The organism is Chryseobacterium sp. MYb328 (genome assembly GCF_037572595.1).
GTDB lineage: Bacteria > Bacteroidota > Bacteroidia > Flavobacteriales > Weeksellaceae > Chryseobacterium > Chryseobacterium pennae.
Window position 1 is genome coordinate 176555 of sequence record NZ_JBBGZQ010000005.1, and the last position, 22195, is coordinate 198749.

21 protein-coding genes are annotated in these 22195 nt (G+C 36.7%); 9 read left to right on the forward strand and 12 right to left on the reverse strand.

What is annotated here, in order from left to right; genetic code table 11:
- Positions 1 to 23 precede the first annotated feature (23 nt).
- The 4 genes from WH267_RS07795 (at position 24) to WH267_RS07810 (ending at position 3646) form a co-directional block, all read left to right on the forward strand.
- Positions 24 to 1394, forward strand: coding sequence for an exopolysaccharide biosynthesis polyprenyl glycosylphosphotransferase (locus tag WH267_RS07795; RefSeq protein WP_340007098.1), 1371 nt, complete (start codon positions 24 to 26; stop codon positions 1392 to 1394).
- A 95-nt stretch (positions 1395 to 1489) separates the two neighbouring features.
- Positions 1490 to 2242, forward strand: a complete 753-nt coding sequence (locus WH267_RS07800) for an MlaE family ABC transporter permease (protein WP_115969775.1) — start codon at positions 1490 to 1492, stop codon at positions 2240 to 2242.
- Positions 2242 to 3051 carry an ABC transporter ATP-binding protein gene (locus tag WH267_RS07805; RefSeq protein ID WP_340007100.1) on the forward strand — a complete coding sequence of 270 codons (810 nt, stop codon included), beginning with the start codon at positions 2242 to 2244 and terminating at the stop codon, positions 3049 to 3051. Before WH267_RS07800 ends, WH267_RS07805 begins: the two co-directional genes overlap by 1 nt.
- A complete protein-coding gene (locus WH267_RS07810) occupies positions 3035 to 3646 on the forward strand; it encodes an outer membrane beta-barrel protein (RefSeq protein ID WP_340007103.1) in 612 nt (203 codons plus the stop codon). Before WH267_RS07805 ends, WH267_RS07810 begins: the two co-directional genes overlap by 17 nt.
- Positions 3647 to 3684: 38 nt before the next feature.
- Here WH267_RS07810 and WH267_RS07815 read toward each other — a convergent pair whose 3' ends face one another.
- Both WH267_RS07815 and WH267_RS07820 read right to left on the reverse strand, forming a co-directional pair.
- On the reverse strand, positions 3685 to 3996 hold the full coding sequence (locus tag WH267_RS07815; RefSeq protein ID WP_115969769.1) for a hypothetical protein: 312 nt from the start codon (positions 3994 to 3996) through the stop codon (positions 3685 to 3687).
- A 213-nt stretch (positions 3997 to 4209) separates the two neighbouring features.
- The gene (locus WH267_RS07820) at positions 4210 to 5016 is read right to left on the reverse strand and encodes a M48 family metallopeptidase (RefSeq protein WP_115969767.1); all 807 of its coding nucleotides are present in this window, start codon (positions 5014 to 5016) and stop codon (positions 4210 to 4212) included.
- A gap of 106 nt (positions 5017 to 5122) precedes the next feature.
- Between WH267_RS07820 and WH267_RS07825 the strand changes: the two genes are divergently transcribed.
- Positions 5123 to 5671, forward strand: coding sequence for a DUF4251 domain-containing protein (locus WH267_RS07825; protein ID WP_123321045.1), 549 nt, complete (start codon positions 5123 to 5125; stop codon positions 5669 to 5671).
- Here the strand turns inward: WH267_RS07825 and meaB are convergent.
- Complete coding sequence (gene meaB / locus WH267_RS07830) at positions 5668 to 6660, reverse strand: methylmalonyl Co-A mutase-associated GTPase MeaB (protein WP_340007109.1); 993 nt, start codon at positions 6658 to 6660, stop codon at positions 5668 to 5670. The two genes, WH267_RS07825 and meaB, sit on opposite strands and share 4 nt — an antisense overlap.
- A 195-nt stretch (positions 6661 to 6855) precedes the next feature.
- On the opposite strand from meaB, the gene WH267_RS07835 reads away from it, so the two are divergent.
- Together WH267_RS07835 and WH267_RS07840 are read left to right on the forward strand one after the other, a co-directional pair.
- Positions 6856 to 7149, forward strand: a complete 294-nt coding sequence (locus tag WH267_RS07835) for a c-type cytochrome (protein ID WP_115969761.1) — start codon at positions 6856 to 6858, stop codon at positions 7147 to 7149.
- A 23-nt stretch (positions 7150 to 7172) separates the two neighbouring features.
- Complete coding sequence (locus WH267_RS07840) at positions 7173 to 7460, forward strand: c-type cytochrome (RefSeq protein ID WP_340007111.1); 288 nt, start codon at positions 7173 to 7175, stop codon at positions 7458 to 7460.
- Positions 7461 to 7505: 45 nt separating this feature from the next.
- Here the strand turns inward: WH267_RS07840 and WH267_RS07845 are convergent, their stop codons facing one another.
- From WH267_RS07845 to WH267_RS07870, 6 genes are all read right to left on the reverse strand, one after another.
- Positions 7506 to 10061, reverse strand: coding sequence for a T9SS-dependent M36 family metallopeptidase (locus WH267_RS07845; protein ID WP_340007113.1), 2556 nt, complete (start codon positions 10059 to 10061; stop codon positions 7506 to 7508).
- Positions 10062 to 10199: 138 nt separating this feature from the next.
- Positions 10200 to 10706, reverse strand: a complete 507-nt coding sequence (locus WH267_RS07850; protein ID WP_340007114.1) for a tetratricopeptide repeat protein — start codon at positions 10704 to 10706, stop codon at positions 10200 to 10202.
- A complete protein-coding gene (gene prfH, locus WH267_RS07855) occupies positions 10693 to 11391 on the reverse strand; it encodes a peptide chain release factor H (protein ID WP_340007116.1) in 699 nt (232 codons plus the stop codon). Before prfH ends, WH267_RS07850 begins: the two co-directional genes overlap by 14 nt.
- 2 nt (positions 11392 to 11393) lie before the next feature.
- On the reverse strand, positions 11394 to 11939 hold the full coding sequence (locus tag WH267_RS07860; RefSeq protein WP_340007118.1) for a hypothetical protein: 546 nt from the start codon (positions 11937 to 11939) through the stop codon (positions 11394 to 11396).
- Between the two features lie 223 nt (positions 11940 to 12162).
- The gene (locus WH267_RS07865) at positions 12163 to 13554 is read right to left on the reverse strand and encodes an RtcB family protein (protein WP_340007120.1); all 1392 of its coding nucleotides are present in this window, start codon (positions 13552 to 13554) and stop codon (positions 12163 to 12165) included.
- A 10-nt stretch (positions 13555 to 13564) separates the two neighbouring features.
- Positions 13565 to 14317 carry a hypothetical protein gene (locus WH267_RS07870; RefSeq protein WP_340007122.1) on the reverse strand — a complete coding sequence of 251 codons (753 nt, stop codon included), beginning with the start codon at positions 14315 to 14317 and terminating at the stop codon, positions 13565 to 13567.
- Positions 14318 to 14398: 81 nt separating this feature from the next.
- Here WH267_RS07870 and WH267_RS07875 point away from each other — a divergent pair, with 81 nt between their 5' ends.
- On the forward strand, positions 14399 to 14614 hold the full coding sequence (locus WH267_RS07875) for a hypothetical protein (protein ID WP_123947288.1): 216 nt from the start codon (positions 14399 to 14401) through the stop codon (positions 14612 to 14614).
- Positions 14615 to 14760: 146 nt separating this feature from the next.
- Positions 14761 to 15603: a hypothetical protein gene (locus WH267_RS07880; protein WP_340007125.1), complete on the forward strand. Its 843-nt coding sequence runs from the start codon at positions 14761 to 14763 to the stop codon at positions 15601 to 15603.
- A gap of 65 nt (positions 15604 to 15668) precedes the next feature.
- On the opposite strand, the gene WH267_RS07885 is transcribed toward WH267_RS07880, so the two are convergent.
- The 3 genes from WH267_RS07885 to WH267_RS07895 form a co-directional block, all read right to left on the reverse strand.
- Positions 15669 to 16655, reverse strand: coding sequence for a M28 family peptidase (locus WH267_RS07885; RefSeq protein WP_340007126.1), 987 nt, complete (start codon positions 16653 to 16655; stop codon positions 15669 to 15671).
- A 44-nt stretch (positions 16656 to 16699) separates the two neighbouring features.
- The gene (gene scpA / locus WH267_RS07890) at positions 16700 to 18820 is read right to left on the reverse strand and encodes a methylmalonyl-CoA mutase (protein WP_115969743.1); all 2121 of its coding nucleotides are present in this window, start codon (positions 18818 to 18820) and stop codon (positions 16700 to 16702) included.
- Positions 18821 to 19066: 246 nt separating this feature from the next.
- Positions 19067 to 22063, reverse strand: coding sequence for a reprolysin-like metallopeptidase (locus tag WH267_RS07895; protein WP_340007128.1), 2997 nt, complete (start codon positions 22061 to 22063; stop codon positions 19067 to 19069).
- Positions 22064 to 22195: the final 132 nt, after the last annotated feature.

The window sequence follows — 22195 nt, forward strand, 5'->3', positions numbered from 1 at the left end:
CGTACCTGTTATAATACCGATAGATGCAGAGAATTCGATACTCCAGATACCTGAAATCGATCATTATTTTGCTTGACCTTATGGTTATTGCATCTATCTTCATATTCTTTTTTATAAGCAGAAACGAAGACCTGAAATATCATAGAGAAACCTGGTATCAGAACGCTTTTTCACTGATTTTGCTGTTTCTGTTCTGGGTACTTCTCAGCGGTAGAACAAAAATATATAATATCCCGAGGAACCTTACCTATACCCTGTTTCTGGAACGGCTCCTAATCCATTTTATATCGTTTATACTTGGTGTTCTGCTTCTTGGGAAAGTCAGTAAAAATGTATTTTTCAATTCAGACATTTACTGGCTGTCATTTTATCTGTTGATATTTATCTTTCTGGCAAAATCACTCATTTATTTTGCGATTAAATACTTCCGTTCACTGGGGATCAACTATAGAAATATCATGTTCTTAGGAGATAATGATTCTACTGAGATTCTTAAAAACATATTTAAGGACCGTAAAGATTACGGATATAGAATATTTGAATATGAAAATTCAGCGAATACCACTGATAACCTGGTTGATTTCTGGAAAAAAAACGGGATTCACACACTGTTTTTTTCTACTGAAAATTCCTACAATGAAGGTACAGAAACTGAAATTTTTAAGCTAGCAGAGGAAAACAAGGTTCATATTTCCCTCATTCCGAGTATTACCCAGAATGATTTTTTTCTGTATGATCTCGCTTATATCCAGACACAGCCTGTTTTAAATCAGGCAAGATACCCGTTAGATTATTATTCCAATTTCCTGATGAAGAGAACATTTGATATATTCTTTTCCATCTTTGTATTGGCTTTCATCTGCTCATGGTTATTTCCGATCATCGCAATTTTAATCAGAGCCAGTTCCAAAGGACCTGTTTTTTTCTTTCAGAAAAGATATGGGTTCCATGAGGAGGTATTCAGCTGTATAAAATTCAGGACCATGGTGGTAAATGATGAGTCTACCACAAGCACTACCCGGGAAAATGATACAAGAATTACCAAGGTGGGTAAATTTTTAAGAAAAACCAGTCTTGACGAGCTTCCACAGTTCATGAATGTACTGAAAGGAGAAATGTCTGTAGTAGGTCCACGGCCTCATATGCTGGCTGTTGACAATTATTACAAACCCAAAATCGGAAGATACAGTTTAAGAAGCATGGTAAACCCAGGAATTACAGGTCTCGCACAGGTAAGCGGATTGCGTGGGGATTCCGGAGATGTAGAAGTAGAAATGAAAAAAAGAGTTCTTGCAGATGCATTTTATGTAAAGAACTGGAGTTTTGTTCTGGATCTGGTTATTATATTAAAAACCATTTTACTGGTTATCGGCGGGGATAAAAATGCAAAATAAAGCTATGCTAAGGTTAGGATAATTTTAACATTATCGGGGCATCAGTCTTCACTTCAACCTTAGCCTAATTCAATAAAAAAGTCTAATTTAGCAGTATGTTAAAAAAGTTTTTCACAGCAGTAGGGGAATATATTATCCTTCTAGGAAAATCCCTGCAAAAACCCCAGAAAATGAGGGTTTTTTGGAAACTGCTCATGAGGGAAATTAATGATTTGGGAGTAAATTCTTTCGGACTTGTGGTCTTCACATCAATCTTTGTGGGGGCTGTAGTAGCTATTCAGATGTTCAATAACTTTGATGCATCATCATTTCCCATTCCTCCTTCATTTGTAGGATATGCAACAAAAGCAGTCCTTGTTTTGGAATTTGCGCCTACCATCATCAGTTTAATTTTAGCAGGTAAAGTAGGATCATATATTGCCTCCAGTATTGGAACCATGAGGGTTTCTGAGCAGATTGATGCCTTAGACATCATGGGGGTTAACTCACCCAACTTTTTGATATTTCCAAAAATTATCGCCTGTATGATTTTTAATCCTCTTCTTATTGCTATCAGTATTGTATTTGGTATTGGCGGAGGTTATATTGCCGGGATTTTAACAGGAAACTGGACAGAAAACGACTATATTATCGGAATCCAGATGTATATGCCTAATCTGTTTATCTATTATGCATTTTCCAAAACCATAGTTTTTGCATTCATCATTGCAACAGTACCTTCTTATTTCGGATATTTTGTGAAAGGAGGATCTTTGGAAGTAGGTAGAGCAAGTACACAAGCTGTAGTATGGACAATGGTATTCATTATCATTTCCGAATTAATTTTAACCCAATTAATATTAAGCTGATGATTGAGGTAAAAGATCTTAAGAAAAGTTTTGGAGATGTTGAAGTACTTAAGGGAATTTCAACATCATTTGATAAAGGAAAAGTAAATCTTATCATCGGACAGAGTGGCTCGGGAAAAACCGTTTTTCTTAAAAGTTTACTGAATGTCTATATGCCATCATCCGGAGAAATTTTATTTGATGGCCGGAATGTCAATACGATGAACCGTGATGAAAAGCAACATCTTCGTTCAGAAATCGGAACGGTATTCCAGGGAAGTGCTTTATTTGACTCTTTAACGGTAGAGGAGAATATTATGTTTCCACTGGATATGTTTACCAACCTTACTTTTAGAGAAAAGAAGAAAAGAGTTTTTGAAGTAATAGGAAGAGTGCATCTTGATAAGGCAGGAAGAAAATATCCTTCTGAAATTTCCGGAGGAATGCAGAAAAGGGTTGCTATTGCAAGAGCAATTGTGAACAATCCAAAATATTTATTCTGTGATGAACCCAACTCAGGGCTTGATCCGTATACTTCAAAGGTCATCGATGATCTCCTTTACGAGATTACCAAGGAATACAACACGACAACGATCATCAATACCCACGATATGAACTCTGTAATGACGATTGGCGAGAAAATTGTATACCTGAGATTAGGAATCAAAGAATGGGAAGGAAATAAGGATATCCTGATTACAGCAGGCAATAAAAATCTGATTGACTTCGTTTACTCTTCAGAACTGTTTAAAGAGCTGAGAGAATATTTACTTGAGAATAATAAAACAATTGAGAATACAAAATTAGACGATAATGAAAAAGATACTTAGTATAGCGTTAATAGGGTTTTCAATGTGGGCTTCTGCACAGATCTCACTGGCAGGTAAGGCCAATATCATATTTCCTACAGGCTCACCTTCATGGTCCAATATCAAAGGAACAGTGAATGACGCCATTGAAGGAACAGGAAAAAACAATGTAGGTTTCAACGTGGGACTTTCATTAAAGGTGGGATTACCTACGTCATTATTCTTAATGCCTGAGGTATATTACACTCATTTTAAGAATGAATTTACGACGGAGAATACTACTTTCGATGTCAAAAGCAACCGAATTGATGTTCCGGTTCTTTTAGGATATAACGTTTTAGGAAATATGCTGGGGGTTTTTGTAGGTCCGGTTGGAAGCTTTAACCTGAGCAAAGACAATACCTATAACGATTTTAAAGAAAATGCTAAAAATAACTTTACAGTAGGCTACCAGTTCGGAGCACAGCTTGAAATTAAAAAGCTTATTGTAAATGCAAAATATGAAGGTGCTTTCAGTAAAGATGAAAGAAACTTTATCAACAAAGTTTCTGGTTCGGAGATCAGATATGATAACAGACCTAACTTGTTTATGGTTGGTTTGGGATATAAATTTTAATCAACAATCGAAAATAACAACTTTTAAATCCTCAAATTTTAGATTTGAGGATTTTTATTTTGATTTTCAAGCTCGGCCTGGCGTTTTGCAATATCAGCAGCCTGTTTTTCAAGCTCTTCTTTCTCTTTCTGTAGCTGCTTGAATTCTTTTTTCTTCTGTTCAGCCTTTATAGCGCTTCCTTTGCTCAGATATCCTACCATTCCACCAATGATAAGCCCTATCCCTACCCCAGCCATCACTCCCATAATATGAGAAATCTTGATCTGCTCTACAGCAAAATCAGTAGTAAGATAAAAAAGTAAAGCTGAAACGGCTAATAGGATAAGTCCGGTAATTGATAAACTCTTCATAATATTGTGTTTAAGTAAATATGTTATAAAAACTATACCAAATTTACTAAAAATTTAATAAGTCTTTATACAGGAATACTATTTAAATAGTCTTTCCCAATGATCAATACAGCTATAATTATTCCAAATCGGGTGAAAAGAAAAATATTATCCAATAAAAAACGGACTCATTTTAAAAATCAGTCCGTCTTTTTTTTATAATAAGCTAACAGGTTATATTTTCCCTCCTGCAGCCTTGTAGTATTCCAAAGCTTTCGGCAGATCTTTGTTGATATCTGAAATTCTGGTTTCAGGGTTAGGGTGAGTAGATAAAAACTCCGGCTGTCTTGCTCCTGAAGAAGCCGCCTCCATTCTGTTCCAGAAAGGAATCGCTGCTCTTGGATCATATCCTGCCATAGACATCAGGTAAAGTCCCATTTCATCTGCTTCTGATTCCTGCCCTCTACCATACTTTAATAATGCTACCTGTGAGCCGATTGGATATGCTTTCTGGAAAACACTTGCCCATTGAGCATTGGAAATGGCTCCTCCAAGAATAGCACCTCCATATTGAGCCATCATCGCCTGAGATATTCTTTCATTTCCATGACCTGCTAATGCATGGGAAACCTCATGTCCCATTACTACTGCAAGTCCGTTATCATCTTTGGTTACCGGTAAAATTCCTGTATAAACAGCTACTTTACCTCCCGGCATACACCATGCATTTAATTCACTACTCTGCAGAAGATTAAATTCCCAATTGTAACTGGAAAGATCTGCTGATCTTCCTATACTTTGATAATACCTTTCTGCTGCGTTTTTAATTCTGTTTCCTACATTTACCACTCTCTTTGCATCTGCTGTTCCGGTAATTACCTTACCTTTAGACAATGTCGTTTTATATTCCTGAGCAGACATTGTTAAAATTTCTGAATTATTGGCCAGCTGTAAAGATGATCTTCCTGTAATTGGATTTGTAGTACAGGCAGCGACCGACAGAGCGAATGCTCCAATTCCTAATAGATGTGTAACTTTCATAGTTTGAGTGTTAATAATTCAACCTTAACAATTTTTATTCCAAAATAGTAAAGAAGGAATATATTTGCATACATTTTGCTGTTTAAATTTAATAATTATTTCAATCATGAAAAAGTATATTTCCCTTCTGATGATCTTTGGCTTTCTGTTCAGTTTTCAGAGCTGTGCCTCACAGGGTTCATCAGATCCAGCAGTAGTGAATGCCTTAGTGGATTCCCAGGAATTTACCTTCTATGCACAGAGGGCCAATCCTACAAATTATGATGTCATCAACGTTATGAATTCTATGCCCAATTCTACGGCATCCAGAATTTTGAATCTAAACGGAGATTATACTATTGTGGTAAATAAAAATAGTGTAGATGTAGAGCTGCCATATTTTGGAAGAGTATTCAATCCGAGTTATGGAAATGCAGATAAGAACGGCTATACATTTACTTCAAAGGATTTTATCATCAATAAATCACAGAACAAAAAAGGAAACTGGACTCTAAAAATCAAACCAAAGGACGTAAATACAGTAGATGAGATCAATATTGAGATCTTTAAAAACGGCAAGGCTTTCGTTTCAATGAGAAGTAATGACCGACAACCGATCACCTACGACGGATATGTCTCTAAAAGTGAAGTAAAGCAGGAAAAAGAAAAGCTTTAAATTCTCTTTTCACCCGATAAAAATTTTTCAACAAATAATTTTGCTTCAGTACTTGGATTGGAAACCATCTCTGAAGCATTTTTTTTGTGCGTCTGATAGGCTTCCTGTACCTCATTGCTCTTTTTCATAAGAGATAAAATATACTCCTGAACCCAATATTCAAAGCGCTTTTCTGCCTGTTGGGTGCGGATTTCTTCAAAACGTCCGGCTTTCTTTTTCAAATCTATAAATTCCGAGATTTTATCATAGATATCCTGCAGTCCTTCATTGTGTAAAGCAGAACCTAATAATACCGGAATTTTCCATCCTTTTTCTTTTGGTGGAATAAAATCCAAGGCTCTTTTCAGCTCAAGTCTTGTATTTTTAGCCTTCTGAAGATTATCCTGATCTACTTTATTAATGAAAATAACATCTACCATTTCCATGATTCCTCGTTTTATTCCCTGAAGCTCATCTCCGCCACCAATAATCTTAAGAAATAAGAAAACATCGGTAATATCTGCTACCAAAACCTCTGATTGCCCTACTCCAACAGTTTCTATCAGGATATAGTCATACCCTGCTGCTTCACAGATCATCATTGTTTCAAAAGTGGTATTGGCTACCCCACCTAAAAATCCGGAACTTGGGGATGGCCGTATGAATGCGTTTTCTTCTTTTGCCAATTCTTCCATCCTGGTTTTATCCCCCAGAATGCTTCCTTTATTGATAGAAGAACTTGGATCAATAGCAAGTACAGCTACTTTTTTTCCCTGAGCAATGGCTAACCTGCCGAAACTTTCGATAAAAGTAGATTTTCCTGCACCAGGTACGCCGGTAACTCCTACTCTGACGGAGTTTCCTGTAAAAGGCATAATTCTTTTCAGAAGGTCTTCTGCCTGTACTCTATGTTCAGCTTTTTTACTTTCAACTAAAGTAATAGCCTTTGCAATCAGACGTTTGTTTCCTGACTGTATTCCCTCAATAAGTTCTTCTGTAGAAAATTTCATTGATTCAAAATTAATAATTAAAAAGTGAATGGTCAATAGTTTTGTCAAAGGCAAAATAAAAGACTGACAACAGAAGGTTTAAGATTACATTATTCGCAATATCTCGATTTTTATTTCTTCTAAATTAAAACTACAACACACTGTATCAAAGGGTTTAGGAATTTATTACATTTGTTATATATCAAAATAAGAAACATGAAAAAACTTATTGCTGCGGCATCATTCACTGCTATCCTATTAGTTTCCTGTACTCCTAAAGCTTCTACTTCTGCGGCTACTGCAGGAACCTCAACGTCTACTGCTGAAGAGATTGCTCAGGGAAAAACAATTTTTGAAAACTCCTGTGGAAAGTGCCATAAGCTACCTGATCCCACGTCACACAATTCTGTACAATGGGTAGGTATTATGAATGCAATGGCTCCGAAAGCAAAGCTGACAGATGACCAGCACAAATGGGTTTACGATTATATTGTTTCTGTGAAAAAGTAATTCACCAACAAAATAATATAGGTATGAAAAAATTAATCTTAAGCGGCATCGCAGCATCAGCATTTCTGGTATCCTGCGGACCTAAAAGTATGGCTGTAACAGGGCCAAAGTATACCTCATCCGAACAGTTGGCACAAGGAAAAACAGTTTTTGAAAATTCCTGTGCAAAATGCCATAAACTGCCGGAACCTACCAAGCATGACAACCAGGGCTGGATCAACACCTTAAGCAGAATGGCTCCGAAAGCAAAGCTAACGGATGATCAACATCAAATGGTCTATGATTATCTGATCTCTGTAAATAAAAAATAAGCTTTCCAAGGAAAGCTTATTTTTTTATTTGGTTTGGATTGCAGATTATCTTACAATTAGCTTTTCAACCTGTGATTTATCTCCCTGTTGAATATGAACCATATAAACTCCTTTGGTAAATCCTTTCGTAGAAACAGCTTTTCTGGAAACGGCTTCTCTTGAATCCGAAAATACCAGTTTTCCGGACATATCAAACATTTTAATACGTACCTCTTTTGAGGATTTATCTATATTCCCAACAAAAAACTCATCATACGTAGGATTAGGGAATACAATAAACTTAGTACCTTCAGCTTTTATATCCTGGGTCGCTAACACAGCTTTGCATTCCTCCGGTTCTGTAAAATCTTCTACCTGATCATTAGCCACCGTCTTATTTCCTGCTGAAGCGTTCACTCCCAATCCTCTTTTTGCAAAGGTTTTCCAGATCATACATTTGTCCGCACCTCCATTTCCTAAAAGATCAGCCTTAAGAATGGCATCTCTTCCGTCTATAAATGTAGGGCTGCAGGGCTGAAGTTTTAATCCATCTACTACAATTTGCAGAGCTTTTGCATTTCCGGAAGCCGTACTAGCCAGTACATCGCTATTATATCCATACTTCTCAACATACTTCCATGTAAGATCCCATAACATGGTTGCCCAAATAAAGCCTATGGAGTGAGAACCACTAACAGTATTTGTTTTTCCATAAGTATAATTGTTTACTCCAAAGTCAGGAGAATATTTAGCTGGCCTGATTCCTAATCCTGTAATGGGCTCTCCTTTAGTATAGGTTCCCATCCCTCTTGCCAATGCAGAAGTATCTCCTGGGTTCGTAGTAAGCATCAATGCAAAATAATCGGACCATCCTTCTCCCATTTGTTCTGCAGTATTCGCTACAGAAAGACAGCTGTATCCCTGACCTGTCAGTCGGTTTGAAATTCCGTGTCCATATTCGTGGGCAATAATTCCGTTATCAAAACTGGAATGTTTAAATCCGCTAAAATCAAAATTTAACGTTGCATTCACTGTAGTCCCACCATTAACCTGAGCCACCATAAATTCTCCTTCTGTCTTTCCGATATTGATGGAAGGAATGGTTACCTGAGGACCAGAAACACCTGCTCCCATACTTACAGGAGTGTCAACAGATGGTCTGTAAACAATAACACCTATAGCTCCTGCATTTTGAGCATTCAGAACTTTAAGACCATATTCACAACTGGTACTGGTTATAATGGCTATTTTATTGGTAAGACTTCCGGCTGCGGGCTCAACACATGCATCAGCAGGTACAGAAACTGCAAGATCTCCTGTTACCGGTGGTCCAAAAATAGGTCCAAATGCAGCACCTCCGGTCAAGACCTTAGTTCTGTTAACCAATGTAGCAGGAGAGTTATACTGATAACGTACAATAGGGTCCGCACTGGTCTGTGTTCTGTCATAAAGATACATCTGCATCCTTGGAGCAGCAAGATAAGTTGTCCCTGAAATAACGGTTTCATATCCAGAACTGAAATTGGCGTTATTCAAACCACTTCCATCAAAGGCCTCTGCTCTTACAGCATCATTGCCCATACCTCCATTGCCAAAGTTGTTGGTCTGATAATTTCTTGCAGATTCTGTAAATCCAAATTTATAGAATATATCATGCATTTTATTGTTTAAATAAAACAGGTTGGTAACTGCAGCATCTCTATGGGCGAAAGGATTATCATATCTTCCATCCGCAAAAGGGAAATTAAAGTTCAATGTACTTCCGCCGTCAGGAGAATATCCCGGAACATTGGCATTATCCTGGTCTGAATAGGCATGTACATTATTTCCTCTTGTAATGGTATAGCTATTAGTACCGTCAGAATGCCACCCTTCAGGAGATGCAGTTAAGTCCCATGGATTACTAACAATGGTACGTCCCCCAAAAGTAGGTGCTTCTACCGGAAGTGGAAAAATATTGTAGGAGGCATTGGTGGGAGACAGTAAATCCGCGAACTGATATTGCGTATTTTCATTCACAGACGGCTCAGCGTCTGTAGCCTGTGAGTCTCTGCTATTTTCAAAATTACAGCTTAACGTAGTATTATCTTTGCTGAGAATTTCCCCATTGCCGGCATCTGCAATAACATGCCATACTTCTGAAGAGTTTTTATCCGTAACAAATAACTCTTTTGAAAGAACATGCACTCCATTTTTCTCAAAGTAAACATCCGGCAAATAACTGATTTCAGAAATTTGACTAAAGCCCAGCTGTTGTTTCAGTAAATCCTCAGAAAATCTTTCCTGTATTTTTTTCTGATTGGCAACGACAACATTGCTGCTGAAATCATTCTTTTCAGAGATGATCTCATCTCCCTTAATAATCACTTTTCCCAGTGCATTGTACACTCTGAGACCATCATAGGTTTGTTGTACATTGATAATATTAGCTCCTAAACTTTTTGAAGGATCTTCGTTCAAAATAATCACACCTACCTTACCTGTGGAATTATTCTTCTGAGCCAGTTTTCCGCTTTTTTGATAGTAATCCTGTACAAGTTTCGTAGAATTTTGTGCATTCATTTTGCCAAAGGCAAAAAAAACAGCTACCGAAACCGGAAGTAAAAATAATTTTCTATTCATAAAATTGTTCATTTACAACAAATCTATTAATTATTTAAAACAATCAAAATATTTCAAGTGATTTATTAAACAAAAAACAAGCTTTCATAGGAGAGGTTGCTTTTGTTTTATTCATTAAAATAATTTAAACGGATTATATTAAACTGTTTTTTTTCTGGTTCTCGTTTTAGGTATTTTATTCTGAATCAGCTTTTCTCTGTCTTCCAGAATTTCAAGAGTACTTCTGCAAAAGCTGAATCTTTTCGCCTGTTTAAGTTCTTCCAGCGCCTCTTTATATTCTCCTTTTCTTTCGAACAAAAGAGATTTTCCATTCAAAATTTCAGATTTATCAATTCCCTTCATTTTTAAGGCATATTCTATAAGCTTCTCTGCTTCCTCATAGTCTTCGTTACTTAAAAGGCATTCAATATAATATTTAGGGGTATTCACATTCCCAATATTACTCTGCATGGCTTCTTCAAAGTATTTCTTACCGGTTTCATAGTCTTTCAAAACTTCTGAATAGACTCTTCCCATCAGACATAAACTGTCTGCATCTTCAGGTTCATAAGAAAGGGCATAGTTCAGGGCATCCAGACACTCGGCCATATTGTATGGAAAGTAGTCCAGAGCTTCAAAATAGTATTTATTTTTAGTTAAGGTCATTGCTGTAGTTTTTTAATTTGTGTTTAAGGCTATTCCTTTGTTTTTTATAGGATTTATCCTGATAATTACTCTTAAAATCTGTTCCGGAAAATGTACGGACCGGATTTCCGCGTTCTACCTGAAGATGCTGATTCCAGGTTTCCTTCATTCTATTTTCCAATTGATCCTTATAATTTTCCATTACTTTTTCTTTTAATCTGATAATGGATAGCTTTTTATTATTCAACTGTGACCGTGTATCTTGTACAAATACGGATTCATTGGTTGGAATGTGGGTGGCACGGACAGCTGTACTCACCTTATTAACATTCTGTCCTCCGCTCCCCTGGCTTCTGGTGGTCTGAAATCTGATATCCTTTTCATTGAAATTAACTGTTTCCAGATTTTCCAGTTCAAAGATCCCGATAAACCATTTACTCCTTTTATGCAGCTTTCTGAATGTACTTTTCCCTTCCCAACATATGCTTCCAAGCCATGTTTTCAAAAATTCTTTGATGTTCTTTCCTTTTAAAAGTACAGTTGCAGATTTTACAGTCATATTTACATCTCCGTTTTCGCGATGAATAATTTCGTAGTCTATATTATTTTCTTTTACTTCTTCTAAGAAGGTCTTTAATACTTTAGATACGACCCATTGGCATTCTAAAGGACCTCTTCCGGAAGTGATCTGTATTAATTTTTCCATTGTTATTTTGGCATTTTGCTTAATAAGGGATGTCCAACAGGATCTATTCCCTTTTGTAATAAATCTTTTGCAGCCATTACTGCCCAGCATTTATCGCTGGAATGAATATTTCTGTAGAATGAAAGCAAAAGATCTGGCTTCACTACTGTAAAACCATTGACTTCAACGGTTTTAATATCATTTCTTTCAAAAAAATCGATAGTAATCCTGTGATACTTTTCATTTTCCAATTCTACTGTTTTTTCATATCGTCTGAAGTTTTCTTCACTAGGAAGATGATCGTAGCGGGTCCAAACTTTTTGAAACCCTTCCTGCTGAAGAATGATCACTACTTCAGCAACGTTTTCTTTCTGTACAAAGACATCAATATCTTTGTGATCATGAGCATGTTTATATTCTGTATGTCCATTTTCAGACATAAAGTGCCACGCCCATCCACCGGATATGATGATTTTATTTTTTAGTTTTTCCAATATTTCAAGGCCCAAGCGGATTCTGAATTCCGGCCAGACTTCTCCATATCTTTTTATATTATGAGGTGCTCCCATTGTATTGTTATTTGTAGTTTTTCTTTGTCATTCTGACGAAGGAAGAATCTCTGTTATTCTGTAAGATTCTTCACTTCGTTTATCAACTGTTCCCAGTCTGTATCAGAATGACGGAACTTTATTACTAGCCCCGATTGCAGCAATTGTCTGAGCTCATTTTTCTTTTATAAAAGAAAAATAGCGAGTGCGGAAAGCGGGATTAAGCTCCTGAATATTTAACTGATTATCTATCCATTCTCACAATTCTCGGTTGGAATGTTCCCAGAATGTCTACCAATTCACTTTGTGCATTCATTACTTCATGAATGTTTTTATAAGCCATTGGTGCTTCTTCTGTATTTCCGCCCATCAGCGTAACATCTTTAAGTTTCAATTCTTTTTTGATATCATTCTGAGTAAAAAGACTTCTGCATTCTCCTCTTGAATGAGCTCTGCCTGCACCATGTGAAGCCGAATTCAATGAATCAGGATTTCCTTTTCCGCGGACGATAAATCCTTTAGCAGTCATGGATCCCGGTATCATTCCCAGTTCGTTTTCATTGGCCGGAGTAGCTCCTTTTCTGTGAACGATTACTTCTTTTCCGTTATGGATTTCTTTCCATGCAAAATTGTGATGGTTCTCGATTCGGGCTTTTACTCTTCCGCCTACTGCCTTTACCAACCTTCTGTGAATATCATCATGACAGGCTGAGGCATAGTCTCCCGCGAGGTTCATTGCCGTCCAGTATTCCAGACCAAGATGAGTACTCAAATCCAGCCAGGCGAATTGCTGGGCTTCTTTAGGCAATGGACATTGTTCCACGGCTACTCTTGAATAATATTGAGCGATTTCAGCTCCTAATCCTCTTGAGCCACTGTGTGAAAGAATCCCAAGGTATTTCCCTTTTGGTAAACCAATTTGTTCATCTTCCTCTGTAATTTCCACTTCTCCGAATTCTACAAAGTGATTTCCACCGCCGGAAGATCCCATCTGTTTGATGGCTTTTCCTTTCAATCTTCTTAAAACAGGGATCATATCAAATGTATCTCTCTCGAATATTTCATGACCTATATGAGACTTGTGAGTTTCATACATTCCAAATTTTGTATGTTCGGCAAGGGCTTTCTCATATTTGTCCCTTGCTCCGTTCAGATATGAAACGGGTGTATCCAAAATACTCAGACTCATTCTGCAACCGATGTCCATTCCTACTCCGTAAGGGATTACGGCATTTTCTACAGCCAACACTCCTCCGATCGGAAGACCATAGCCGCTATGAGCATCAGGCATTAATGCGCCCTGAACAGAAACCGGAAGCTTCAATGCCGTGTACAGCTGATTTTTTGCTTCTTCAGAGATATTATTCCCGAAGATCTGAAAGTCTGCACGCAGCGGATTCAGCATCCTTTTTTCTGTTTTTTTGGATGAAAGTAAAGTTTCCGCAATCTGCCCGAAAGTCAAATCTTTTTCGAACTGTTCCGGATGAATCAGAATTTCTTTTAAAAGAGATTTTACATAATGGATATTTTTAGTTGCAAAATTTCTTTTCATTACTTCCAGGGCCACGTTTACGCTTTGATTGTTTGGATAGCCCAGTTTTAATATATCTTTTCCTTTTAGTTTTAAATTTCCCATTGTTTTTGTTTTAAATAATTGTGGACACATCGTCCAGAAAGCTTTCTGCAATCTCTGTTGCAGAAATTGTACAGGTAATATATTTCCTGTTTTTAATAAGATCAGTATCTTCTGTTTTCGTATCCCATGAAAACACCCTACCATAAATTGTTTTGTTAACAATTCCAGTAATTTTATGCTGTCCCAAATAAGACTTCAGCTCTGCTATTTCCTTTTCCAGTTGAAAGTCTACAGGCTTATAGTGGGTAATCATATTGGGTCTTGTACGTAAGGTAAATCTCCAGGGTTCCTTGAATTCGTAGTAAGGCACATAAGTCTTCCGGAAAGGACAGTATTCTTCCTGCTTCAGGAAATACTCTCTTTCTCTTGAAGTGAGCCCCAACTTTGGATCAGTCCATGAATAGGAAGAGATATTCTTGAGCTTCTGTGCTCTTTCAACATATATTCTCCGTCCGGATTTTTTCTTTTTCTTCAGAAACTGGCGGCTTTCGGAATACATGTGGGTATTGATCTTCTTCAAAATTCCTTCAAAGAAATCCCCATCTTTGGATTTCTTTACATCTTCCCTAACGGCGAAGAATCTTACAAATCCTCTCTGATAAGGTTCGTCTAAAGGAATCCATGGGATATTTCTTTTGATATCACAAAGTTTATTACGACGTTGATACTTTCTTCTTATCTGCTTTTCTACATCTTTTTTTATTATTCTTTTTCTGCTTCTCAGGCTTCTCAGCCGGTAAGACAGAAGGTTATCATTTTCCATGTAAGACACAAGATATCAGATACAAAATCCAAAATATTGAACCTGCTCTTAATCTATTTTCTTAATCAACTAAAACACTAGTTGAATGAATTAATAATGATGAACAGCTATCATTTGAGGGTAAAACCTCATCCTATTCTGTTCTTAATAACACTTAAAAAGATTTCGGGGAAACTGAATGTGAGTTTTGAAATATTGCGCAATAAAAAACCCGAAATCTCTACGACTTCGGGTTTTGATATTGTATTGTACTATTATTCTAAGAATGTACCAAACCGCGAAGCCTTACCACCATAAGGGGTAATCCAACTGTAGAATTCTGATTAGTTCTGAACATTGCTTCGTTGTTTTTAATTGGTTAAACTTGGTTTTCAGATGCAAATATAGAATTATTTTTTTAATCATCAATTATTTAAATCTTATTTTTGTGAAAAATGAATTTTATGCATAGATTTTTATTGGCCTTACTTCCATTACTTTTTATAGGATGTAAGAAAGAAGAACCTGTAAAAAAAGAAGAAGTAAAAGTAGTGGAGAAAGGTTGTTTTTCTCCTCATTTCATGGAAAAAATTCTGGATTTGGAAGAGATGAAAGATCAGGTGAAGTTTCTAGAATCAGAGACTAAAGGAAAAGGTCATATCGGCTTTCTTGTAGACAGTACAAAAGTAAATAATGGCTGGGATTATTCTATTTCTGCAGGGTATAATGGACCGGATCGCTTTGAAACATATCATATTTTTCAGGCTTCAAGTACTCAATGTAACATTTTAACTATTTTAGAACCCGTATCCGGAGAATATATTTCTATTGAGCAATGGAGAAAAAGCAAAAATGAGCCTGCCGCACTGGAATCTTTGTTGAAGCAAGGTCTTTATAGCTTACCTATTGAAAGTCTTCCTCAGGTAGATGTAAAGTTTATCGAAACAGATTTTGCGGTGGAAGGTTCAGAGAAGTACAGCTGTGGAGAGCCAGCATTCCGATATTTTCCTTTAGCCCGATATAAGGATGTTGAACTGATTCTTGTTCCGATGGATTGCGGAGATTTTGATTACCGATATTATCTGCTTACTGTATTGCATAACAGCATCGTTGGCGAAGCCTATGTAGAAGGTATTTGGTTTGACCCCGGAAAAGATAATAAGAAGGAGGAGTTCAGCAGCTATGAAATCAATAAAGCAGGAGAAATCACTGTGACAACAGATCATAAGATTGATGGAAATAGTCAAAAGATAACTAAAACTCATTATCAGATTATGGACGATGGTAAAATCGTTCAGAAAAAATAAAATAAAGGCTGCTTCAAACGTTGAAGCAGCCTTTATTTTTAGATTTTAAGATCATCTAAGATTTTTCACTTGAGGTGAATAATGCTTAGAAAAATAGCATCAATAACTTTTGTCATCCGTTGGATATCCAACGTTTCCAAAGTGTCTGTAGATTTGTGATAATTTTTGTTTCTAAAGAAGGAAGTATCAGTAATCATAAGGGCAGGAAAATCGAATTTCCAATAGTTCAGGTGATCTGAGAAATCGACACCACTTACAAATTTCGGAGCTGGAAATGTTTCTGTTTTTACCTGATTTGCGTTTTTAAAATGATCTATAAAGTTTCCAACGAATGGGCCTGCTCCGCTGAACTTTTTCACCAAAGTAATAAAATCTCCTTTATCACCATAAATCCAGGAAAAAATGCCTACAGGGAAATCCTGAGATCCTTTTTCATCTTTAAAATAGCCAATCATTTCTACACTTGCCATTCCATAGACGTCAATATTGTTGTCTTTTAAATATTTTGCATGGATATGGCTTCCCATATTTTCTGTTCTGAAATAAGGCGGTTCTTCTAATGTATAAGCAACAAGATCTATCCGATAATTAAGCTTTTGCCCTTTGAGCATTCTTGCCAATTCCAAGAGAGCAGTCACTCCTGTGGCATTATCATCTGCTCCCTGCTGATCTCCGCAAACATCATAATGGGCTCCTATAATAATTCTTTTACTGTTTTCAGTTCCAAATGAACCGATTACATTTTTATACGACTGTCTGTCTACTTTATATTCCTGAAAGCCTGTGCTGTCACTGTATGTTTTGAAAGTTTTATGAATATAGTCTGCAATGGTATTAAGCTGATCTACATTTTTATGGTTTCTGAACTGTGGAGTCTGGGTAAGTGCCACCAAATGTTTCTTAACCTGCATACTATCTGCAGGAACAGGAGAAGTTTGTACAGTTCGATCCTTTTTTTCTTCTAAAACGAATAATACAATAGCTATAAAGAGAAAGCCTACAAAGAAAATCAGTTTTTTCTTCGTAGGCTTCAGTATATTTTTAAAACCCATAGATGTGCTTTTAATTTCCTGATGAAAATTAAAGCTTTTTGGGATTAGTTTTCTAAAAATCTCTCTAAAATTTCTACAGCGCATTTTGGAAGATTAGTTCCTGGGCCGAAAATGAAATCTGCTCCGTTAGCATAAAGGAATTCATAATCCTGTTGTGGGATAACTCCGCCTACTACGATGGTAATATCATCTGCCCCCAGCTTTTTTAATTCTCCTACTACCTGAGGCACTAATGTTTTGTGCCCTGCAGCTAATGAAGATACTCCAAGAATGTGAATATCGTTTTCTACTGCCTGTTTGGCTACTTCTTCCGGTGTTTGGAATAATGGGGCTACATCGACATCAAATCCCATATCAGCAAATGCTGTTGCTACTACTTTTGCGCCTCTGTCGTGACCATCCTGACCCATTTTAGCCACCATGATTCTTGGACGACGTCCTTCTTCCTCTTCAAACTTTTGAGTCAGATTAAGGGCTTTTTCAAAGTATTCGTTTTTACCGGCATTCATCGCGTATACTCCAGAAATTGTTTTAATGTTTGCTTTATATCTTCCAAAGGTTTCTTCCATGGCATCGCTCATTTCACCAAGCGTTACTCTTCTTCTTGCCGCTTCTATACAAAGTGCCAGAAGGTTTCCTTTTCCGGTTTTTGCACTTTCACGGATCTCATTCAGGATTTCTGTAACCGCTTCAGAACTTCTTTCTGCTTTAATGCTGTTTAATCGTTCAATTTGTTTTCTGCGAACTTCAGTATTATCAATATCAAGAATTTCTATTGCGTCTTGTTTTAATGATGATTTGAATGAGTTGACTCCAATGATAAATTCTTCACCACTGTCAATCTTAGCCTGTTTTTTAGCGGCAGCTTCTTCAATTCTCATTTTTGGAATTCCTGCTTCAATGGCTTTGGTCATTCCCCCTTCCTGTTCTACCTCATCAATATACCTCATCGCTTCTTCAATCATCTGCTGGGTAAGACTTTCTACAAGATTGCTTCCTCCCATTGGATCTACCACATCACAAATTCCGCTTTCCTGCTGAAGAATGATCTGTGTATTTCTTGCAATTTTAGCTGAATAGTCGGTAGGAAGGGCAATAGCTTCATCTAATGCATTGGTGTGCAGCGATTGTGTTCCTCCTAATGCTGAAGACAATGCTTCAATGGCGGTTCTGGTGATATTATTGAAAGGTTCCTGTTCTGTTAATGACCATCCTGAAGTCTGGGAATGGGTTCTTAATGCTAAAGATTTTGGATTCTGAGGATTAAACTGTTGTAAAAGATTGGCCCAGATATATCTTGCGGCACGCATTTTAGCAATTTCCATGAAGTGATTCATCCCGATTGCCCAGAAGAATGATAAACGGGGGGCAAAATCATCTACTTTCATTCCTGCTTTTATTCCTGTCCTTACATATTCCAGACCGTCTGCCAGTGTATAAGCCATTTCCAATACCGGAGTGGCTCCTGCTTCCTGCATATGATATCCGGAAATTGAAATTGAATTGAATTTCGGAATATTTTGAGAAGTGTATTCAAAAATGTCTGCAATGATCTTCATTGAAGGAGCGGGTGGATAAATGTAAGTATTTCTTACCATGAACTCTTTCAAAATATCATTCTGAATGGTTCCTGAAAGTAAATTCTGAGAAACGCCCTGCTCTTCTGCTGCGACAATATAGAAAGACAGAATTGGAAGTACGGCCCCATTCATTGTCATGGAAACCGAGATTTCATCTAACGGAATTTCATTAAACAGGATCTTCATATCTTCCACAGAGTCAATCGCAACTCCTGCTTTTCCAACATCCCCGACAACTCTTGAATGATCTGAATCATAGCCTCTGTGTGTAGCAAGGTCAAAAGCTACAGATAGCCCTTTTTGTCCTGCTGCAAGATTTCTTCTGTAAAAAGCATTGGATTCTTCAGCTGTGGAGAACCCTGCATACTGACGGATTGTCCAAGGTTTCTGAACATACATTGTAGAGTATGGTCCTCTTAAATAAGGGGCAATTCCCGGAGAGGTTTCCGTTAAAGATTCATTTTTAATATCTTCTTTTGTATAGGAAGATTTCAACTGTAACCCATCTTTTTCAAAAGGATAGATTTCAGTTATTTTTTCAGTTATATTAAATTGAGGAGTTTTATTTTGAACTTCTCTTCTCATACTTACGGATTTATTAGATGCTAAATTTAAGCATTTTTAGAATAATAAATAAGTATTGATAATCTTATGATTACGTGAGTTTTAAATTACAATCTTCCTGCATTAATTTCTGTTTAAAAACTTTATCAAAAGATGAGTAATGAATCTCTAAATCATATTTTCAATATAATAATCAATTCCATATTAATAAATAAAACCCCGGATGAAATTCATCCGGGGTTTTTACATTATAGTTATTTAATACTACTATTTTTTAATAAGCTTAGTATTGTAAGTGTTTTGATCATTTTTGATTGTAACAACATACATTCCTTTGATTAATGAAGCAACATTAATTCTTTGTCCGTCAATCTGACCTTCCTGAACTAATCTTCCATCCGCAGAGTAGATTTTGTAATCTGCTTTACCTTTAAGGTTTTTCACTTCTACGAAAGTATCTGCAGGATTAGGATAGATAGAAATTTCTGATGAAGCTTTTGTTCCTCTTACTTCGTCTGTAGCAAGACTTCCTGCACTAATCTTAACAGGAAGATCCATAACACCTCCAGCTCCTGTAGGGATTTCAACACACGGGTTCGACAGGTCTGTATTACCATACTTCCCAACAACTCTCATTCTTAATGTTTTATCACCTGAATAAGCTGTAGCTGGTACTGTAAAGTTTATAGCTCCTCCAACTGCTGCATTTACTTGAGCATTATTTGATCCTAATCCAAAAATTCTTTCCGTATCTTCAAACAATCCATTTCTATTATAATCTATCCAGGCATTAATTCTTAATTGTCTTCCTGCCATTTGAGAATAAGCACTGGAGACTACTGCTCTAGCATCTAAACTATAAGTAGTTCCCTTCACTAGGTTAATTGTCTTAGCAGGGTTATCACTCACATCTTTATAGGCTCTGTATGAACCATCCGTATGAATTGCTGTACCATTCAAGGACACCTGATACACCATACCAAAATCAGGAATTCCTGAATTTAATATACAATAATCAACCCCTGTTGTAAGTCCCTTAGTTTTAAATGCATAATTATTAGAGAATGCACCAGGAACAGTGTTTACAACAGCTGCAACCTGTACTTCGTAATTTGTTTCATCCTCTAAACCTGTCAATACAACATTATTTGTCTGACTTAACATGTTTGACCAGTTTGTAGTAGCACCTTTTCTATAATTGATTGAATAAGTAGCACCAGGTACACTATTCCAAGATACTCTAGCTGTAGTTTTAAATACTTCTGTATCTATTACTGAAACACCCGTTGGAGCAACAGTTGTAGAAGCAGGAGCATCGGCCACAGTAATAGCAGGAGATACTGCATAGAATACATTTCCAATAGCTGATACTCTCAACTTAATTGGAGTTGTAATTGTACTTGGCATCTGCACAGTATAGCTTCCGTTATTCGGAGTAGAGGCAACAAGTTCAGTCCATGTTGCTCCATTCACAAGATCTGTTGTATATTCAATTTTTACATTCGGTGAGTTATAAGGAGCTATATTTGTATTAGCAACCTCCCACTGAATAACATTATTAGCATTTTTATACAATATCGAAGACGCAGTAAGACCATTAAATTTGAATGGGCCGTCATTTCCGATTACAGTTGCAATTTCCTTAGAAGACACCATAGGTCTCATAGCATTTTGATCTCTTACCGTAACAGCATAGTTTACAGTTCTTGGAATATAAGATACTGTTTCCCATATTGTTTTATTCGTAAGATTACCAGACATTACAATTGGCAAACTAGGGAAATATCTTCTTCCGCTTGAAGTACCAAAATAAGATCTTGTCAATGCCCCTTGCGGATTATATCCCCATCCACTGTCTCCAGAGATAGAAGCTGCATCATCTACACTATCATTCTGCTCCCAGGTATAAGTAAATGCATCTCCTTCTGCGTCCGTAGCTGATGCATCAAGATAATAAGCTGTTCCTTTAGGTACTGTATAAGAAGTAAGTCCTCCTATTACAGGTGGAGTATTATTATTAATTGTTTCTGAAGTCCCACAATCTGACTTTCCATCCAGACTTGTCAGGATCTGATCGATTGATTTATAATGAAAATATGCATCTGAAGCCATTGCAACATTATCACTGGTAATTCCTGCATATCCCATAATAGTAGTTCCTCCTCCAGGCTCTACGTTGGCTCCATATCCTTCTGATTTATTGGAAAAAGTATGGTTACCTCCCAATTGGTGTCCCATTTCATGGGCAACATAATCAATATCAAATGAATCCCCCACAGGGTTTGTATTTTGAGTAAAGGCAGCCCCTTTTCCTAATGAAGTTGGTGTTGCTGGATTAGTACACATTACTCCTATTCCTCCTGCATTACCATTACCTCCTGCTGCATTGAATACGTGCCCGATATCATAATTAATATCCCCAACTTGTGTAGTTAGTGTTTGCTGAAGTTGTAGATTCAAATTACCTGTATAAGGATCTGAAGTAGGATCTGTAAAAATAATACCCGGTAAATCCAACATAATAAGTTTAACTCCAAAATCTTTCTGGAAAACACCATTTACACGATCCATAGTAGCATGCATCTGAATAACAGTGTTTGTAATTCCTCCTGTTGGATCAAACTTTTTAGTATATTCACCTGTTGTTGAAAGAGCTAACCTATAAGTTCTGAAAGTTGTACTAGATGGTCTGCTTGTAATTCCTACATTAGAAAGACTATTTTTTCCATTAAGTTCTAAAGCTTTTATATCTTTAAAATTCTTCTCTTCTGTCGTACATTCAAAACCATGCTCTCCTTCTGTTCTCTTTGTCTTATAAAACACCCCATATACTTGCTTATCTGCAGTAATAGGCTCTATAAATTGGAATTTACCATCTTTAATAATCATAGATTGCATCTGAGTTGGTGCAGTGCTGAATCTTACATATTTTCCAGGATCATCTACCCCAACACCTACATACGAACCCAACTGATATCTATCTGCCATAGATTTCTCTACAATAGGATCACTATATACTGCAAATTTCTCAATTTTCCCTTCTGCTGTAGGTAAAGATACCACTACAGCCTGAGCGCCTCTTCCTCTTTCTACAGCATCTTTTAAAGTATTTCTAAGAGATTGTAAATCCAATCTATAAGAATACTGAACTTCCACTTCTTTTCTTACTTCAGACGTTTTTTGTGAGGCCGGCGTCCACCTCTGTGCATTAAAGCTAGACAGTCCTGCTGCCAATGCACAAACCAGTAAAATTCTTTTTTTCATAATTACTTAATTAATCCAAGATTAATAAACTTTAAATATCCGCCATAAAAATAGTAATTATAATCAGAATAACATTTAAAAAAACGGCTAATTTTCAATAAAATTAGCCGTTACATTAAATATTTTACTTTT

Excerpts from the sequence above, each read along its gene's own strand:
- WH267_RS07820 (WP_115969767.1), bottom strand. The coding sequence starts at position 5,016 with ATGAAAGTTACACATCTATTAGGAATTGGAGCATTCGCTCTGTCGGTC.
- WH267_RS07845 (WP_340007113.1), bottom strand. The coding sequence starts at position 10,061 with ATGAATAGAAAATTATTTTTACTTCCGGTTTCGGTAGCTGTTTTTTTT.
- WH267_RS07860 (WP_340007118.1), bottom strand. The coding sequence starts at position 11,939 with ATGGGAGCACCTCATAATATAAAAAGATATGGAGAAGTCTGGCCGGAA.
- WH267_RS07805 (WP_340007100.1), top strand. The coding sequence starts at position 2,242 with ATGATTGAGGTAAAAGATCTTAAGAAAAGTTTTGGAGATGTTGAAGTA.
- WH267_RS07840 (WP_340007111.1), top strand. The coding sequence starts at position 7,173 with ATGAAAAAATTAATCTTAAGCGGCATCGCAGCATCAGCATTTCTGGTA.
- WH267_RS07835 (WP_115969761.1), top strand. The coding sequence starts at position 6,856 with ATGAAAAAACTTATTGCTGCGGCATCATTCACTGCTATCCTATTAGTT.
- WH267_RS07865 (WP_340007120.1), bottom strand. The coding sequence starts at position 13,554 with ATGGGAAATTTAAAACTAAAAGGAAAAGATATATTAAAACTGGGCTAT.
- WH267_RS07895 (WP_340007128.1), bottom strand. The coding sequence starts at position 22,063 with ATGAAAAAAAGAATTTTACTGGTTTGTGCATTGGCAGCAGGACTGTCT.
- WH267_RS07795 (WP_340007098.1), top strand. The coding sequence starts at position 24 with ATGCAGAGAATTCGATACTCCAGATACCTGAAATCGATCATTATTTTG.
- scpA (WP_115969743.1), bottom strand. The coding sequence starts at position 18,820 with ATGAGAAGAGAAGTTCAAAATAAAACTCCTCAATTTAATATAACTGAA.
- WH267_RS07880 (WP_340007125.1), top strand. The coding sequence starts at position 14,761 with ATGCATAGATTTTTATTGGCCTTACTTCCATTACTTTTTATAGGATGT.
- prfH (WP_340007116.1), bottom strand. The coding sequence starts at position 11,391 with ATGGAAAAATTAATACAGATCACTTCCGGAAGAGGTCCTTTAGAATGC.
- WH267_RS07870 (WP_340007122.1), bottom strand. The coding sequence starts at position 14,317 with ATGGAAAATGATAACCTTCTGTCTTACCGGCTGAGAAGCCTGAGAAGC.
- WH267_RS07815 (WP_115969769.1), bottom strand. The coding sequence starts at position 3,996 with ATGAAGAGTTTATCAATTACCGGACTTATCCTATTAGCCGTTTCAGCT.
- WH267_RS07885 (WP_340007126.1), bottom strand. The coding sequence starts at position 16,655 with ATGGGTTTTAAAAATATACTGAAGCCTACGAAGAAAAAACTGATTTTC.
- WH267_RS07850 (WP_340007114.1), bottom strand. The coding sequence starts at position 10,706 with ATGACCTTAACTAAAAATAAATACTATTTTGAAGCTCTGGACTACTTT.
- WH267_RS07810 (WP_340007103.1), top strand. The coding sequence starts at position 3,035 with ATGAAAAAGATACTTAGTATAGCGTTAATAGGGTTTTCAATGTGGGCT.
- WH267_RS07825 (WP_123321045.1), top strand. The coding sequence starts at position 5,123 with ATGAAAAAGTATATTTCCCTTCTGATGATCTTTGGCTTTCTGTTCAGT.
- meaB (WP_340007109.1), bottom strand. The coding sequence starts at position 6,660 with ATGAAATTTTCTACAGAAGAACTTATTGAGGGAATACAGTCAGGAAAC.
- WH267_RS07800 (WP_115969775.1), top strand. The coding sequence starts at position 1,490 with ATGTTAAAAAAGTTTTTCACAGCAGTAGGGGAATATATTATCCTTCTA.